Origin of the sequence: Burkholderia sp. Bmkn7, from assembly GCF_041103175.1 — a bacterium.
Taxonomy (GTDB): domain Bacteria; phylum Pseudomonadota; class Gammaproteobacteria; order Burkholderiales; family Burkholderiaceae; genus Burkholderia; species Burkholderia cepacia.
In genome coordinates this window covers 3,319,408-3,334,436 of record NZ_JBGCUH010000002.1, presented here as the reverse complement: position 1 = coordinate 3,334,436, position 15,029 = coordinate 3,319,408, and the positions used below count along the sequence as shown (strand labels likewise).

At 68.6% G+C, this 15,029-nt stretch carries 17 protein-coding genes; 6 read left to right on the top strand and 11 right to left on the bottom strand.

Annotated elements, in window-relative coordinates; all coding sequences use genetic code 11:
- Window positions 1–20 precede the first annotated feature (20 nt).
- Both AB3K92_RS20815 and AB3K92_RS20810 read right to left on the bottom strand, forming a co-directional pair.
- A complete protein-coding gene (locus AB3K92_RS20815) occupies window positions 21–1,169 on the bottom strand; it encodes a WD40/YVTN/BNR-like repeat-containing protein (protein WP_369465730.1) in 1,149 nt (382 codons plus the stop codon).
- Window positions 1,170–1,236: 67 nt separating this feature from the next.
- Window positions 1,237–1,506: a MoaD/ThiS family protein gene (locus AB3K92_RS20810; protein ID WP_021156351.1), complete on the bottom strand. Its 270-nt coding sequence runs from the start codon at window positions 1,504–1,506 to the stop codon at window positions 1,237–1,239.
- Between the two features lie 235 nt (window positions 1,507–1,741).
- Between AB3K92_RS20810 and AB3K92_RS20805 the strand changes: the two genes are divergently transcribed.
- Window positions 1,742–2,107: an ASCH domain-containing protein gene (locus tag AB3K92_RS20805; protein ID WP_369465729.1), complete on the top strand. Its 366-nt coding sequence runs from the start codon at window positions 1,742–1,744 to the stop codon at window positions 2,105–2,107.
- A 93-nt stretch (window positions 2,108–2,200) separates the two neighbouring features.
- Here the strand turns inward: AB3K92_RS20805 and AB3K92_RS20800 are convergent, their stop codons facing one another.
- Window positions 2,201–2,890, bottom strand: a complete 690-nt coding sequence (locus tag AB3K92_RS20800; RefSeq protein ID WP_369465728.1) for an aspartyl/asparaginyl beta-hydroxylase domain-containing protein — start codon at window positions 2,888–2,890, stop codon at window positions 2,201–2,203.
- A 241-nt stretch (window positions 2,891–3,131) separates the two neighbouring features.
- Here AB3K92_RS20800 and AB3K92_RS20795 point away from each other — a divergent pair, with 241 nt between their 5' ends.
- Complete coding sequence (locus AB3K92_RS20795) at window positions 3,132–3,476, top strand: DUF4148 domain-containing protein (protein ID WP_369465727.1); 345 nt, start codon at window positions 3,132–3,134, stop codon at window positions 3,474–3,476.
- 71 nt (window positions 3,477–3,547) lie between these two features.
- Entirely contained in the window at window positions 3,548–3,823 is a 276-nt protein-coding gene (locus AB3K92_RS20790) for a DUF4148 domain-containing protein (RefSeq protein WP_059859828.1), read from the top strand.
- A gap of 267 nt (window positions 3,824–4,090) precedes the next feature.
- Here AB3K92_RS20790 and AB3K92_RS20785 read toward each other — a convergent pair whose 3' ends face one another.
- The 3 genes from AB3K92_RS20785 to AB3K92_RS20775 form a co-directional block, all read right to left on the bottom strand.
- On the bottom strand, window positions 4,091–4,618 hold the full coding sequence (locus tag AB3K92_RS20785) for a cytochrome b (protein ID WP_021156345.1): 528 nt from the start codon (window positions 4,616–4,618) through the stop codon (window positions 4,091–4,093).
- A 69-nt stretch (window positions 4,619–4,687) separates the two neighbouring features.
- Window positions 4,688–6,142 (bottom strand): ATP-binding protein, encoded by a 1,455-nt coding sequence (locus tag AB3K92_RS20780; RefSeq protein WP_042972677.1) that lies wholly within the window; start codon window positions 6,140–6,142, stop codon window positions 4,688–4,690.
- Entirely contained in the window at window positions 6,139–6,798 is a 660-nt protein-coding gene (locus AB3K92_RS20775; RefSeq protein WP_021156343.1) for a response regulator, read from the bottom strand. The genes AB3K92_RS20780 and AB3K92_RS20775 overlap by 4 nt, the downstream gene beginning before the upstream one ends.
- Here AB3K92_RS20775 and AB3K92_RS20770 point away from each other — a divergent pair.
- The 3 genes from AB3K92_RS20770 to AB3K92_RS20760 all read left to right on the top strand — a co-directional run bounded on the left by AB3K92_RS20770 (window position 6,797) and on the right by AB3K92_RS20760 (window position 9,746).
- Window positions 6,797–7,429 carry a hypothetical protein gene (locus AB3K92_RS20770; protein WP_053076302.1) on the top strand — a complete coding sequence of 211 codons (633 nt, stop codon included), beginning with the start codon at window positions 6,797–6,799 and terminating at the stop codon, window positions 7,427–7,429. The genes AB3K92_RS20775 and AB3K92_RS20770 overlap by 2 nt on opposite strands.
- Before the next feature lie 65 nt (window positions 7,430–7,494).
- The gene (gene hpnI / locus AB3K92_RS20765; protein ID WP_021156341.1) at window positions 7,495–8,664 is read left to right on the top strand and encodes a bacteriohopanetetrol glucosamine biosynthesis glycosyltransferase HpnI; all 1,170 of its coding nucleotides are present in this window, start codon (window positions 7,495–7,497) and stop codon (window positions 8,662–8,664) included.
- Window positions 8,661–9,746 (top strand): lysylphosphatidylglycerol synthase domain-containing protein, encoded by a 1,086-nt coding sequence (locus tag AB3K92_RS20760; protein WP_059818294.1) that lies wholly within the window; start codon window positions 8,661–8,663, stop codon window positions 9,744–9,746. The genes hpnI and AB3K92_RS20760 overlap by 4 nt, the downstream gene beginning before the upstream one ends.
- Window positions 9,747–9,789: 43 nt before the next feature.
- Here the strand turns inward: AB3K92_RS20760 and denD are convergent, their stop codons facing one another.
- From denD to otnK, 5 genes are all read right to left on the bottom strand, one after another.
- On the bottom strand, window positions 9,790–10,761 hold the full coding sequence (denD, locus tag AB3K92_RS20755) for a D-erythronate dehydrogenase (RefSeq protein WP_021156339.1): 972 nt from the start codon (window positions 10,759–10,761) through the stop codon (window positions 9,790–9,792).
- 28 nt (window positions 10,762–10,789) lie between these two features.
- Window positions 10,790–11,569, bottom strand: coding sequence for a 2-oxo-tetronate isomerase (gene otnI, locus AB3K92_RS20750; RefSeq protein WP_021156338.1), 780 nt, complete (start codon window positions 11,567–11,569; stop codon window positions 10,790–10,792).
- Window positions 11,570–11,637: 68 nt separating this feature from the next.
- Window positions 11,638–12,963, bottom strand: a complete 1,326-nt coding sequence (locus AB3K92_RS20745; protein WP_059487089.1) for an MFS transporter — start codon at window positions 12,961–12,963, stop codon at window positions 11,638–11,640.
- A 113-nt stretch (window positions 12,964–13,076) separates the two neighbouring features.
- The gene (locus tag AB3K92_RS20740) at window positions 13,077–13,715 is read right to left on the bottom strand and encodes an aldolase (protein WP_021156336.1); all 639 of its coding nucleotides are present in this window, start codon (window positions 13,713–13,715) and stop codon (window positions 13,077–13,079) included.
- On the bottom strand, window positions 13,712–15,013 hold the full coding sequence (gene otnK, locus AB3K92_RS20735; RefSeq protein ID WP_369465726.1) for a 3-oxo-tetronate kinase: 1,302 nt from the start codon (window positions 15,011–15,013) through the stop codon (window positions 13,712–13,714). The genes AB3K92_RS20740 and otnK overlap by 4 nt, the downstream gene beginning before the upstream one ends.
- Between the last annotated feature and the right edge of the window lie 16 nt (window positions 15,014–15,029).

Here is a 15,029-nt window from a genome sequence, read left to right as displayed (position 1 = left end):
AACGGTGCGCCCGCACACCGTCACCCGAACCTGACGCAATACACCGGCGGCAAATGCGCGGACACCAACTGCCAGTTTTCCCCGCCGTCATCGGACGTCCACAACCCGCCGGTCGTCGACGCCATCGCGAGGCGCGTGCCCGAATCGTCGACCGCGAGCCCGTGCCGATACACGAGGTCGTACGCCGGTGCGGGCGGCAGCCCGTTCGTGAATGGCTCGAAACTGCGCCCGCCGTCGCGCGTGCGTGTGACGACGAACCGGCCGTCCACCGGAATCCGGCACGCGTCCTTCACCGCCGGTACGAACCACGCGGTGTCCGGTTCGTGCGGATGCACGGCCACCGCGAAACCGAAGCTCGACGGCTGTGCCTCGATCCTCCGCCAGTGTTCGGCGCCGTCGGTCGAGCGGAAGATCGCGCAGTGATGCTGCGTCCACAACACGTCCGGGTTGGCGGCGCACTGCACGACGCGGTGCGGGTCCTGCGCGTTGGGTTCGCCGCGTCGCTCGGGCGGCATGTAGTCGGCTTCCATGCCGTCGGCCGTCACACGCCACGTCGCGCCGCCGTCGGCTGTCTGCCAGACGCCGCCGCACGAGATGCCGATCGTCACGTGCCGGCTGTCGCGCGGATCGACCATCACCGAATGGATGCCCGGCGCATCGTATCCGCCGCCGCCCCATTCGGCGCGCTCCGGGCGATCCCACAATGCCCGGTTGAGCACCCACGAACCGCCGCCGTCGTCGGAGCGGAACAGGCCGCCGGGAATCGTGCCCGCCCACAGCACGCCCGGCTCGTCGGTGCCGCCGGCTTCGAGCGACCAGATCTGCTGGAGCGTCCACGACGGCTGCGGCGGGCCGGGCGGCGCGTCATCCGCATCGCCGGTGCCGGCATGCGCACGGGCGCCGGCGGGCGCCGCCTCGGCCGGTTGCGGCGGGTAGACGGGGACGGCGCATTCTTCCCAGCCGGTGGCGCCGGCTCGCTGGCGATGCAGTTTCACGCCGAAATGGCCGAGGTTGAGCGCCGCATACAGCGTGCCGTCGCGCGGGTCGGCGAGCACCATGCTGACGGGCTCGCCGATGAAATGCGGTTCGCCGGGCGTCCAGCCGCCGTGGCCGTCGGGCTGCAGGATGAACAGGCCCTTGCGGGTGCCGACGAGCAGTCGATCGTTCATATGCGATGTCTCCTGAGGGGCCGTCCGGGCGTTCTCGCACCGGGTCTGGCCCAATACATCCGTCCCTTTATCCGCCCGTCAGCGCCTGTACGACATAGACCCGGCTCGCGTCGCCGAGCACGTCGGACAGGCGCTGACGGTCGCGTATCGGCTGGCCGTCGATGAATACCGACAGGTGTTTGCGCAGCGCGCCCTGGTCGTCGAGGATGTAGCCGCGCAGTCGCGGCTGCTCGCCGAAAACGGTGTCGAATGCTTCGCCGACCGTGCGGGCGTCGATTTCGCGCTCGGGCGTTTCGATATGCCGCTGGATCGAGGCGGCGAAGAAGAGGTGCGCCATGGCGGGAGCCGGCAGGAGCCGCGCGGAAGGGACGGTCTTTAGTTTAGGCGATCCGTCGGGGGCGCAAAGACGACGTCTCGTAGTCGCCGTGCGCCGGCGTGTCGATCCGTCGCGGTCGACACGATCACGCGGATCGGCAACAATCCCGCCTGGGCCGCCATCGAATGCCGGATTCGGCCGCCATGCCGCTCGACGGTCGCACGCTCTCCACTTGCCGATGAAGGACATTCCCGCCATGCCGCGATCCGCGCTGTCGATCGTCAAACCGGCCGTCGACGATATCGTCGCGGGCCGCAAGCGTGTGGAGATCCGCTCGTGGGCGCCGCCGGCCATGCCGTTGCGCGATCTCGTGCTGGTGCAGAACACGATCTTCCTGCGACAGGACGGGCAGGAGGATCCCGACGGTATCGCGCTCGCGATGGTTGATGTCATGGGGGTGCACGACTGGACGCCCGATGAAGCCCGCTCGCAAGGCAAGCAATGGTGTGCCGGATACGTGTGCTGGGAACTGGTGAACGCTCGGCAGATCGCGCCGCCTGTTCCGTGCGTCGCGAAGCGCGGCATCTATGCGTTGCCGGATGATTTCGGAAAGGTGTCCTGATGATTTCGCCTGCATCCGGGGCGGGCCGGACGCCCTTTCGACATCAGAGAGGGCAGTCGAAACGAAGCGCCCGGAGAGTGCCCGCCGCCCGCGCTAAACCGGAATCGATCGCCCGCGTATCCTGATCCCGATCCGCACGATGCCGATCACCGCATTCGACAGCCACGTGAGCAGGCGCGGCATCCCGCGTCGGCGGATATCGAGCAGCAGCACGATCCGCACCGCGTCGCTGTCGTTCCACACCTCGTGCATGAACGTATCGTCCCACAGCAGGAAGCGGCCTTCGTCGAGCCGGTATTCGTGGCCGTCCACCTTCAGCACGGCGGCCGGCGCGCCGTCCGCGCGCTTCGGCATCGACAGCACGAGATAGCCGCGCAGGATGCCGCGAAACGGCCCGCGATGCGGTGGAATGTGCTTGCCGGGTGCGAGGAACGACAGCGATGCGGACAGCACGTCCGGCGACGTCGCGACGATCGACGCGACGGTCGGGCAGCGCGACAGGTTGCGCGGGAACGGCTGGCCGTACGCCTGCATGATGAACATCCGCCAGTCGCGTGCATCGTTGGCCGAGATGTCGTACTGCTCGCGCATGATCTCGTGGAAGCGCGGGATGCGCGCCATGTCGCGCGCCACGGCGAATGCCTCTGCCTGGATGGCGGGCCACGCACGGACGAAACGCCCGGCATCGGGAAACGCGGCCGTATCGAGCACCGCGCCGTCGTCGATATGGCGGTCGTACAGCGTGCGCAGCAGGCCGGCTGCATAGTCGTAAGCGACGGACATGGTCGATTGAGGCGCGATCCGAAAAGGGTGACGTCAGTCTGCCCGAAGCGGGTCGGGCGCTGCGTTACGTCAGGTTACGCCGGCTGACGAAAGAATGACAGATTCATGAAGGTTCGTTCCACGCGCCCCCGGAGCCGCGGAAGCCGCGTGATCCGGGCCATGACATGCGGGAATAAATGCACACGCTCCGTCGTCATACGGGTGTAGCACGTCGTCTCGTTGACTTCTTAAGGAGTGGAACATGAACAAGCATTGGCTGGTGGCCGCCGCAGTGGCGGCGATTTCTTTCGCGGGTGTCGCGGCGCCCGCATCGGCGCAGGCACTGACGCGCGCGCAGGTCAGGCAGCAACTGATCGACGCCGAGAACCAGGGGCTGCGCTTCGTGACCGATACGTCGTATCCGGACGTGAGCCCGCTGTTCCGGCAGCAGGTCGAACGGATGCCGCAGCGCCAGGCCGGCACGGCAGTCGGCAGCGAGCCGGCCGCGTCGTCCGATGCGGGCAAGCCGGCGACGATAGCGCCGCGCCAGCATTCTGCCGCATGCGTCGGCCCGGCGAGTTTCTGCACGATCTATTTCGGCAGCTGACGCAGCCGCCTGCGTTCGCAGGGCAGGCATTCACCCAGGTTGATCGATACGGAACATGGAAGGAGTTCATGATGAAAGCATATATCGCAGTACTGACGATGATCGTGGCGATCGTCGGTCAGTCGGCCTTCGCGCAATCGGCCGCGCCGCTGACGCGCGCGCAGGTTCGCGACGAATTGATGCGCCTGGAAGCAGCCGGGTACGACCCGGCGAAAGGGGACGACGGCGAGTATCCGGCGGACATCCAGGCGGCGCAAGCGAGGCTTGCCGAACAGGACCGGGCCCGGATGGCGGCTGCCGCCGCGCATGCACCGGCGGCCGGTATGCCGGCGCAGAACAGCAACTAGGTGCCGATATGGTCTTGTGCGACTTCAGGCCGTCGTGTTCGCGGCGCGGCCGTCCGGCAGCCGTTCGTGCCGCCCGACGCGGTGGAAGGGCGCCGGCCGCCGTGCCCGTGATCGCGCGCCGCTTCGCTCGGCGCCGCGATCATCTGGCCGGCGGCGCGCGATGGTCAGGCCGGCCGGTCGCGCGATGAGCCGGGGCGACGACGCGTGCGGCCCTGGCGGCAGGCCGGTTCATGCGCGCCCTGCCATGCCGCGCTGCCGATCGTGCGATCACCAGGGCATCATGCGCTGCAGGACCTGGTCGCGCAGCACGAAGCGGTGCGCCAGCGCCGCTGCGACGTGCAGGCAAATGCCGGCGAACAGCACCCAGGCGAGGATGCCGTGCACGTCGCCCATCGCGTGGCCGAATCCGGAACCGGCCGCCGACAGCGCGGGCAGCGGCACGATCCCGAGCAGCGTCACGCCCCACGCGCGCGACGATGCGTTGATCCAGCCGAGCAGCGGCACGGCGATCAGCAGCGCGTAGAGCGCGAAATGCGTGACGCCCGACAGCGCACGCATTGCAGGAGACAGGTCGTTCGCCGGCGGGCGATGCGTCGCACGCCATAGCACGCGGCAGGCCATCGCGGCGAGCAGTGCGGTGCCCACGATCAGGTGCGCGGCGATCAGGCCGACGGGCTGCGTATCGCGATGCACGTCGGGCATCGTCCAGCCGATCGCATATTGCGCGACGATCAGCGCGACGATCAGCCAGTGAAGAAAACGCGCAACGGTGTCATATCGGGCGGGTGTGGACATGGAGACTCCTGCGTACGGCGGGGACAGTATCGGACGGAGGGATTCTACGACCGCATGCTTAACGAAACGTTAAGCATGCGGCATCTCACGCGGCGATCGGTCGTCGGGTGAGCCTGCCGGCGTCGCTTCGCCCGCGCCGGCCGACGGCAGTGCAACCGCGACACCGAGGCCCTGGCCGCCGATGCCGGGCCCGAACTGCACGGTGCCGCCCAGGTATTGCGCGATGCGCGTGACGATCGACAGCCCGAGCCCGCTGCCGGGCGACTGCGCGCCGCTGCCGCGATAGAAGCGGTCGCCGAGCCGCTCGTGCTCGCCGGGGGCGACACCGGGCCCGTCGTCGCGAACGACGATGCATTGCAGTGCGCCGTCGTCGCGCACGCCGAGCTCGATGCGGCCGCCCGGGCGGCCGTACTTCACGGCGTTGTCGACGAGGTTGTCGAGCAGGATGCCGATCAGGATCGGATCGGCGTCGATCGCGCGCTCGGAGACGGGGCCGGCCACGAGGTCGATGGCCTTGTCCGACGCCTTCGCGAGATGGCGGTCGAGGGCGGCTTCGACGAGTTCGCGAACGGCGACCGCGCGTGTCGGAATGCGTTCGTATTCGTCGAGCCGCGCGAGCAGCAGCAACTGCTCGGCGAGACGCGCACTGCGATCGACGCCTTGAACGACCCGCTGCATCGCGAGCCGCTGGAGTGCCGGATCGTCGGTCGCGATGGCTACCTGGGCCTGGACCTTGATCGCGGCAAGCGGTGTCTTGAGCTCGTGCGCGGCGTCGGACGTGAACGCGCGCTCGCGCACGATCGATTGCCGCAGCCGGGCCAGCAGGCGGTCGATCGCGTCGACCAGCGGGCGCACTTCGTCCGGCACGGCGGCGATGCCGAGCGGTTCGAGCGATCGCGCGTCGCGCGCGCCGATCAGCGTCGACAGCGTCTTCAGCGGCGCGAGACCGCGTCCGATCAGGTACCAGAGGAGCAGCGCCAGCACCGGGAGCGCGACGATCAACGGCAGGACGATGCCGCGCGCGGTGCCGGTCGCCAGGTCGCTGCGCGTGTTCGCGATTTCCATCACGCGGATCCGGCGTCCCGACGCGTCGTCGCGCAGCGTGTGCGTACGCCATGACGCGCCGCGGATGACGATCGTTTCAGGAACACCGCGCGGGTCGTGCGCGTCGGGCAGGCCGGCGGCGCCGGCCGGGAGGCTCGACGCGACGACCTGGCCCCGTGCGTCGCGCACCTCGAACAGCACGTCGCGCGGAAGGCGATCGCCGTCGGTTTCGGGGGCGGGTTTCGAGCCGCGGCGATCCAGTTCGACACGCGCGTCCGGCGGCACACGGGCGAGGCGGTCGAGGTCGGCAGGCGAGAGATTGACGAGCAGCGACGCATATTCAACGAGGCGGGCGTCTTCCCATTCGCCGATCTCGCGCGTCGCATACCGGAAGCTGCCGAACACGGCGACGAGCCACACGACCGTCACGCAGCCGAGCGCCATCGACGAAACGCGGCGCCGTATCGAGCGGGACGTCATGCGAGATCGACGACGTAGCCGACGCCTCGAACGGTGCGGATCAGTTCCGCGCCGAGCTTCTTGCGCAGGTTCGACACATGCACCTCGATCGCATTGCTTTCGATACCTTCCTGCCAGCCGTACAGGGTGTCCTCGAGGCGCGAGCGCGACTGCGGCGCGCCCGGGTGGCTGACGAGCTGGACCAGGATGGCCCACTCGCGCGACGTGAGCGCGATGCGCGACGCATCGCGTGTCACCGTGTGGGCGGTCAGGTCGATCGTGATGTCGCGCCACACGATCTCGTCGCCGGCGCGGCCTTGCGAGCGGCGCACGAGCGCGCGGCAGCGGGCGAGCACTTCGGTCAGTTCGAACGGTTTCGCGAGATAGTCGTCGGCGCCGTCGTCGAGGCCGCGGACGCGGTCGGCCACGGTGCCGCGCGCGGTCAGGACCAGCACGGGGACGGTATCGCCCGCATCGCGCAACGCGCGCAGCAGCTCGGTGCCCGATTTCCCGGGCAGGCCGAGATCGAGCACGACGAGCGCGAAGCGCGTGGTCGCGAGCGCGGCTGCCGCTGCGTGACCGTCGCGCAACCAGTCCACGTGATAGCCGGCCTGGGTCAGGCTGATCTCGAGACCGCTGCCGATCAGGTCGTCGTCTTCAACAAGGAGGAGTCGCATGGTCGATTCGGGGGCGGGATGCCTGCGATTGTACGAGCGCGCCGCACCTGCCGTGCAACGGATTGTAATTGTGCTGGATCAAACTTCTTCCGATTCTGAAGAACGCTTAAGGTTCGGCGGCGGCAATCCCGCTACCATCGGCCACACCGCTTCCAGGGGGGATTTTCCGCTGCCCCTGATCCCGAACCGGGTCACGCCTGTCCGGCTTGCCCGTCAATCCGCGACCTTGCCGATCGATGTCCGGTCGACGCGAGTCGCCCGTACGGGAGATTCACTCCTCATGGCCCCCTCAACGATCGAGCGATGGCGCGCCTACCTGCTGATCGCCGCGCTGGCCGGCATGTTCGTTCAGTGCTTCGTGCTGGTTTCATGGCTGGCGCTGCGCGTACCCGAGGCATTTTTCACGACGATGACGTTTCGCGTGTGGACCGTCGTCGCGATCGTCACCGCGATCCTTTCGGTCCGCAAGCTTGCCCGCGCGGCGTTCAGGGCGGCGCTGGATTGCGGATTCGTACACGTGACCGGAATCGATCGTCACACGGTAGCAGTGTCATCCGATTGCGCGTACCGTCGACTGGTCATCCTTCATATCCGGCTCAACGGAAATCGGTTCCGCTACGCACACGGGTGAGCCCGCCTTCGCGCGTGCCCGCCCCGATGCACCACGGTCCCGCCGGGCCACCACTGGGGAATCGCATGGTGTTGCTGCATGTGCTGCACGCGCTGGCCGGCGCGATGTCGATCGTCTGCGGGCTGGGCGTATTGCTGGGTATTGCGTATACGGTCGCGGCCAGCGTGCTGGTCGGGCGGTTCTTTTCGAGGCCGGCGGCGCAGCCGCGCGAGTATCCGGGTGTCACCGTCGCGAAGCCGCTGCACGGCGACGAGTGGCAGCTCGTACAGCATCTCGAAAGCTTCTTCGTGCAGGATTACCCGGGCCCGGTCCAGCACCTGTTCGGCGTGCACGATGCAGGCGACGCGGCACTCGCGGCCGTCGAGACGCTGCGTGCACGCTACCCTGACGCGAACATCAAGGTCGTCGCCGATGCGCGGCTGTACGGGCCGAACCGCAAGATCGGCAATCTCGTGAACATGCTCGAACACGCGGAGTATTCGGTGCTGTGCCTCGCCGACAGCGACGTGCTGGTCGAGCGCGATTATCTGCGCGCGGTCGTCGGCGCGCTGCAGCAGCCGGATGTCGGCATCGTGACGAGCGTGTACCGCGGTGTCGCATCGCCGGGTTTCTGGCCCGGAATCGCCGTCGCGATGACGAACTACCATTTCCTGCCGGGCGTGATCACCGGGCTCTTCATCGGGCGTGCGCGGCCGTGCTTTGGCCAGACGATTGCGATCACGCGCGCGACGCTCGAACGTATCGGCGGCCTCGCGCGATTCGCGCATCACCTGGCCGAGGATCACGCGCTGGGCGAAGCGGTGCGGCAGGCGGGCGCGCAGGTCGTCATTCCGCCGTTCGTCGTCGGGCATGCGTGCGTCGAGGAGACGTTCTCGAGGCTGTACGCCCACGAGTTGCGCTGGAGCTGCACGATTCGCGCGGCGGACCGGCTCGGTCATGCGGGCTCGGTGCTGATGCACCCGGTGCCGCTCGCGCTGCTGGCGCTGCTGTTCTCGGGCGGCACGGCCGCCGCGTGCGCGCTGGCGGTCGCGGCGCTCGCCGCGCGGGTGCTGCTGATGCTGAGAACGAGCCGTGCGACCGGCGCGGGGCTGCGCGGCGCAATCTGGCTGCCGTTCGTCGATCTCCTGCAGTTCTTCGTGTTCGTGTCGAGCTTCTTCTCGTCGCATGTCGTGTGGCGCGGCACGCGCTTTCGCGTGAACCGGGAAGGGCTGTTGTCGGCGGCGAGCGAATCATGACGACGCAGACGAACCCCGGCGGCGACGCCGCCCGGAACATCACGCGCAGCGACGCGCGGCTTCGGCGCGTGGGGCAGGCCGCGGCGCTGGGCGGGCTGGCGCTCGCCGTGTGGCTGATCTGGCGCGAGCATCCGCTGGACATCCTGCATCGCCTGCAGATTGCCGGCGCCGGATTGCTGCTCGCGGCGCTGGCCCACCTCCTGCCGATGCTCGCGAATGCGTGGGACTGGCGGATGCTGATCCGCGGCCCGCGCCGGCCGTCGTTCGCGACGATGCTGAAACTCGTGTGGATTCGCGAGTCGATCAACGGGCTGCTGCCGGTCGCGCGGATCGGCGGCGAGATCGTGTCGTTCGGCATGCTGCGACAGGCGGGCGTGCGGCCGGCGACGGCCGTGGCCAGCCTCGTTGCCGACATGCAGCTGACGCTGATCAGCCAGCTGGTGTTCGCGCTGGTCGCGATCGGCTACGTGCTCGGGCACGTCTCGTCCGATGCCGCCCGGGTGGCCGGGAACCTCGCGATCGGCATGGCCGCGCTGGTGCCGGTGCTGCTGCTGTTCGCGCTGGTGCAGCATGCGCGGCCGTTCGAGCGCGCGATGCGCGTGCTGAACCGCGTCACGAGCGGGAAGGTGGTGGCGCTCGTCGGCGAATCGGCGCGTACCGATCAGTCGATCCGGATGATCTGGAGAAAGACCGGCATCGTCGTGCGCTACCTCGCGATCTGGCAAACCCTGCAGTTCGTGGGTTACGCGCTGGAAATCTGGCTCGCGCTGGTCTTTCTCGGCGCGGAGCCGACCTTCGCGCAGGCGCTCGCGATCGAGGCGCTGATCCAGCTCGTGAGCAGTATCGCGTTCCTGATGCCGGGCGGCCTCGGCGTGCAGGAGGGCGGCTTCGTTCTGATCGGCGGGCTCCTCGGGTTCGATCCGCCGACGTGTCTCGCCCTGGCCGGCGCCCGCCGCGTGCGCGACCTGCTGTTCTATCTGCCGGGCCTGCTCGCGTGGCAGTGGGCGGCCGGTTCGGCGAACCGGCCGGGCGGAACGAAACGCGCGTCGTTGCCCATCGGCGAATCCGCGCGGCCGCATTGATGCGGCCGCGCAGCCCGTGCCCGCGCGGGCGGCGGCGCGGGAATCAGCGCCGTTCGTCGGCGAGATGGCTGCGGATCACGTCCGCGAACGACGTGTCGCCCTTCAATCCGAGGGCTTCCGCGCGCGACGTATCCCAGCGGCCCGGCCAGCTGCCGACGATTTTCTCGACGCGCTCGTCGGGCACATGGCGGATCAGCTTCACGACTTCGTCGCCCGCGACTTCGCGCAGCGCCGCGATCATTTCGTCGACCGATACCGACAGGCCGGGCAAATTGATCACGCGTTTGTTGCCGAGCTTCGCGCTGTCGATTTCGCAGCCCGCGACGAGCGCTTCGATCGCGCCGCGCGGCGACAGCAGCCACAGCCGCGTCGAACCCGGCACCGGGCACACGCTTTCCTCGCCGTTCAGCGGCTCGCGGATGATGCCGCTCGCGAACGACGATGCGGCCGCGTTCGGGCGGCCCGGCCGCACGCTGATCGTCGGCAGCCGCAGCACGCGGCCGTCGACGAAACCGCGCCGCGCGTAGTCGCACAGCAGCAGCTCGGCAATCGCCTTCTCCGCGCCGTAGGACGATTGCGGGTTCAGCGCGGTATCGTCCTGCACGACGTCGGGGAGCGTGCCGCCATACACCGCGACCGAGCTCGTGAACACGACGCGCGGCCGGTGGCCACGCGCGCGACACACTTCGAGCAGCGCGCGCGACGCGTCGAGGTTGATCCGCATGCCGAGATCGAAATCGGCCTCGGCCTGCCCGCTGACGATTGCCGCGAGGTGGAAGATCGCGCCGGTTTGCGTGTCGATCGCGCGTTCGAGCACCGCGCGATCGGCGATGTCGCCGACGATCGACGTCACGCGCGCATCGCCGAAATCGCTGCCTTCGACGACGTCGAGCAGCACCAGCTCGTCGATCTTCTCGCTGCGGCCGTCGGGGCCGCTCAGTTCGCCGCGCTCGAGCAGCTTGCGCGCCAGACGCTGGCCGAGAAAGCCGGCGCCGCCGGTGATCAGTACTTTCATGTTCGTTACCTTCCGAGGAATGCGTGAATTAGCGGGAACAGGCCCTGAGCCAGCCGAGCCCTTCCGACGTGCCGGCCTTCGGGCGGTACTCGCAACCGATCCAGCCGTCGTAGCCGAGCGTGTCGATCAGCTCGAACAGATACGGGTAGTTGAGTTCGCCGAGATCCGGCTCGTGGCGGTCGGGTACGCCCGCGATCTGGATATGGCCGATGCCCGCGAAATCGCGCCGGAGCTTCGTCGCGAGATCGCCTTCGACGATCTGGCAGTGGTAGCAGTCGAACTGCACCTTCAGGTTCGGCGCGCCGACTTCCGCGCGGATCGCCTGCGCGTCGTCCTGGCGGCTCAGGAAATAGCCGGGCATGTCGCGCTGGTTGATCGGCTCGATCAGGATCGTGATGCCGTGCGCGGCAGCGGCCTGCGCGGCATGGCGCAGGTTCGACAGGTAGGTGTCGCGATGGCGTGCACGGTCGGCGCCCGGCGGCACCATTCCGGCCATCACGTGCAGCTTCCGGTTGCCGAGCACGCGTGCATAGTCGAGCGCCTGGTCGATGCCGCGCCGGAACTCGTCCTCGCGGCCCGGCAGCGATGCGGTGCCGCGTTCGCCCGCGGCCCAGTCGCCGGGCGGCGCGTTGAACAGCGCCTGTTCGAGGTGGTGCGCGTCGAGGCGCGCGCGGATGTCCTCGGCGGCGAAGTCGTACGGGAACAGGTACTCGACGGCCTTGAAGCCGTCGTAGGCGGCAGCGGCGAAGCGTTCGAGGAACGCGTGCTCGGTGTACATCATCGAGAGGTTGGCGGCGAAGCGTGGCATGGCAGCGGGTCCTGTGAATGAATGGGGCGGGGCATGTGCCGCCCCGCATCGAATGGCAACTCGGCGGTTCAGCGGTTCACGAGTTTCGCGGGCGTGAGCCACACGGCGATCGCGCCGATCACGAGCATCGCGGCCAGCACGTACATGCCGGACGCCGTGCTGTGCGTGACGTCCTTCAGGTAGCCGATCACGTACGGGCTCGCGAACCCGGCGAGGTTGCCGACCGAGTTGATGATCGCGATCCCGGCGGCGGCCGCGGAGCCCGCGAGGAACGCGGTCGGCAGCGACCAGAACAGCGGTGCGCAGGTCAGCACGCCGCCCGCCGCGAGCGACAGGAACACGATCGACACCGCCGTATTGTGCGAGTACGACGCGGCGACCGCAAACCCGACCGCGCCCATCAGCGCGGGCACGATCAGGTGCCAGCGGCGTTCGCGGCGCTTGTCCGCGCTGTGGCCGAACAGGTTCATCACGACGATCGCGACGAGGAACGGGATCGCGGACAGCAGGCCGATCTGCAGCGTATCGGTGATGCCGGTCGACTTCACGAGCGTCGGCATCCAGAACGTGAGGCCGTACTGGCCCGTGACGAACGCGAAGTAGATCAGCGACATCCACCACATGCGCGGGTCGGCGAACACGGCCTTCAGCGAGTGGCCGTGCTTCTGCTGTTCCTGCGGCTGCGCGGCGATCTCGTCCTCCAGCAGCTGTTTCTCGCGTTCGTCGAGCCACTTCGCGCCGCGGATGCTGTTGTCGAGATACAGGATGGTCGCGATGCCGACGAGCACGGCCGGCACGGCTTCGATCATGAACATCCATTGCCAGCCGTGGAAACCCGAGCCGCCGTGGAAGCGCTCCATGATCCAGCCCGACAGCGGGTTGCCGAAGATGCCCGACACGGGAATCGCGGACATGAACACCGCGATGATCTTCGCGCGGCGATGCGACGGGAACCAGTACGTGAGATACAGGATCACGCCGGGATAGAAGCCGGCTTCCGCGAGGCCGAGCAGGAAGCGCAGCACGTAGAACTGCGTCGGCGTCTGCACGAATGCGAACAGCCCGGACAGCAGGCCCCACGTGATCATGATCCGCGCGATCCAGATGCGTGCGCCGATGCGGTGCATCAGCATGTTGCTTGGCAGTTCGAACAGAAAATAACCAAGGAAGAAGATGCCGGCGCCGAGCCCGAACACGGTTTCGCTGAACGCGAGATCCTGCGACATCTGCAGCTTCGCGAAGCCGACGTTCACGCGGTCGAGATACGCGACCACGTAGCAGAGCATCAGGAACGGCACGATGCGCCAGAACACTTTCTTGTAGGTGCGGTCGAGTTCCGCGGCATGGGCGGGCGCGGCGGGCGAGCGGCCAGCGGCCGCGTCGAGAGCAGTCATCGTCGTCTCCAGGATGTTGTGTGCCGGCGGCGCGTACGCCGCCGGATCGTTGCGTGTGCTGACGGAAGGGCCCGCGCACACGGCGGGCATGGGAATCGTTGCGGGGTACGTCGCTACCAGCGCGCGCCGAAGCTGGCGCGCAATTCGTCGAGCGCGGCCTCGTCGAGCGGTTCGGGTTTCGGGTTCGTCATCAACCACAGCCGCGCCGTTTCCTCGAGTTCTTCGAGTGCATACGACGCGTGCGACACCGATGGCCCCCACATCACCGGGCCGAGGCGGTCGAGCAGCACGCCGCGCACCTGGTCGGCGAGCGCCGCGACTTCCGCCGCGACGCCCGGATCGCCGGGGCGGCGGTAGCGGATCAGCGGAATGTGGCCGACCTTCATCACGTAGTACGGCGTGATCGGCGGCAGCACGTCGGTGTCGCGCCACACGCCCGCGAGCGTCAGCGCGACGAGGTGCGTCGAATGGGTGTGGACGACGCCGTTCGCTTCGGCATTGCGCGCGTAGATGCCGCGATGCAGTGCGAGCGTCTTCGACGGCTTGCCGCCCGATACGGGCTGGCCGTCGAGGCCGACCTTCGCGATGTCGTTCGGGTCGAGCCGGCCGAGGCACGCGTCGGTCGGCGTGATCAGCCAGCCGTCGGGCAGCCGCGCGCTGATGTTGCCGGCGCTCCCGACTGCGTGGCCGCGCGCGTACAGGCTGGCGCCGACGACGCAGATCTCCTCGCGCAGTTTCGCTTCGTCGCTCATCGTGCGGCTCCGTCCAGCGCGCGCAGCGCCTTGTCGAAAAAGTCCGTGGTGCCGAAGTTGCCGGACTTCAGCGCGAGGCCGAGCGGCGCCGCGCCGATGGTGGCCGTCGCCGGCACGCCCGGATCGATCTGCGCGCCGATCTGCAGCGACTTCACGTCGAGCGCCTGCACGACCGCGCCGGACGTCTCGCCGCCGGCGACGACGAACTTGCGCACGCCGAGATCGCGCAGCCCGCGCGCGATCGCCGCGAGCGTGGCTTCGACGAGATGGCCGGCCGCGTCGACGCCGAGCGCTTGTTGTACGGCCTTCACTTCGTCAGGCGTCGCGGTTGCGTAGATCAGCACGGGCTGCGGTAGGTGCGTGCGCGCGAACGCGAGTGCCTGGTCGACGACGGGTTCGCCGCGCGAGGCCGCGAGCGGATCGATACGGAAGCTCGGCCGCGTGGCGCGCCATGCGGCGACCTGCGCGTTGGTGGCCTTCGATGCGCTGCCGGCGAGCACCGCCGACAGGCCGTCGATACGCGGCAGCGACGCCGCGTTGTCGCGCTCGGGCAGCTGCTCCGCGCGGCGGAAATTCGCGGGCAGGCCGAGCGCGATGCCCGAGCCGCCGGTGACGAGCGGCAGGCCCGCGCAGGCTTCGCCGAGCACGTAGAGGTCGCGGTCCGACAGCGCGTCGGCGATCGCGAAGCGTGCGCCTTCCGCACGCAACTGGTCGATCCGCGTGCGCACGGCGGCCGCGCCCAGCGCGATCGTGTCGTAGCGGATCAGGCCGACGGGCGACTTCGTTTGCCGCTGCAGCACGCGCACGAGGTTCGCGTCCTTCATCGGCGTGAGCGGATGGTTTTCCATGCCCGATTCGTTCAGCAGCACGTCGCCGACGAACAGGTGGCCGCGATAGATCGTGCGGCCGTTCTCGGGGAACGCCGGGCATGCGATCGTGAAGCCGCCGCCGGCCGCATCGAGCAGCGCATCGGCGACGGGCCCGATGTTGCCCGCGTCGGTCGAATCGAACGTCGAGCAGTACTTGAAGAAGAATTGCCGGCAGCCTTGCTCGCGCAGCCATGCGTAGGCGGCGAGCGATTGCGCGACGGCGTCGGCCGCGGGGATCGTGCGCGACTTCAGCGCGACGACGATCGCGTCCGCATCGATCAGCGTGTCGACTGCGGCGCCGTCGGCGGGCACGCCGATCGTCTGCACGGTGCGCATGCCGCTTTTGACGAGCATGTTCGCGAGATCGGTCGCGCCGGTGAAATCGTCGGCGATGCAGCCGAGCAGGGGACGGGAAACGGGAGCGGTCATGGCGGGTACGTCGTTC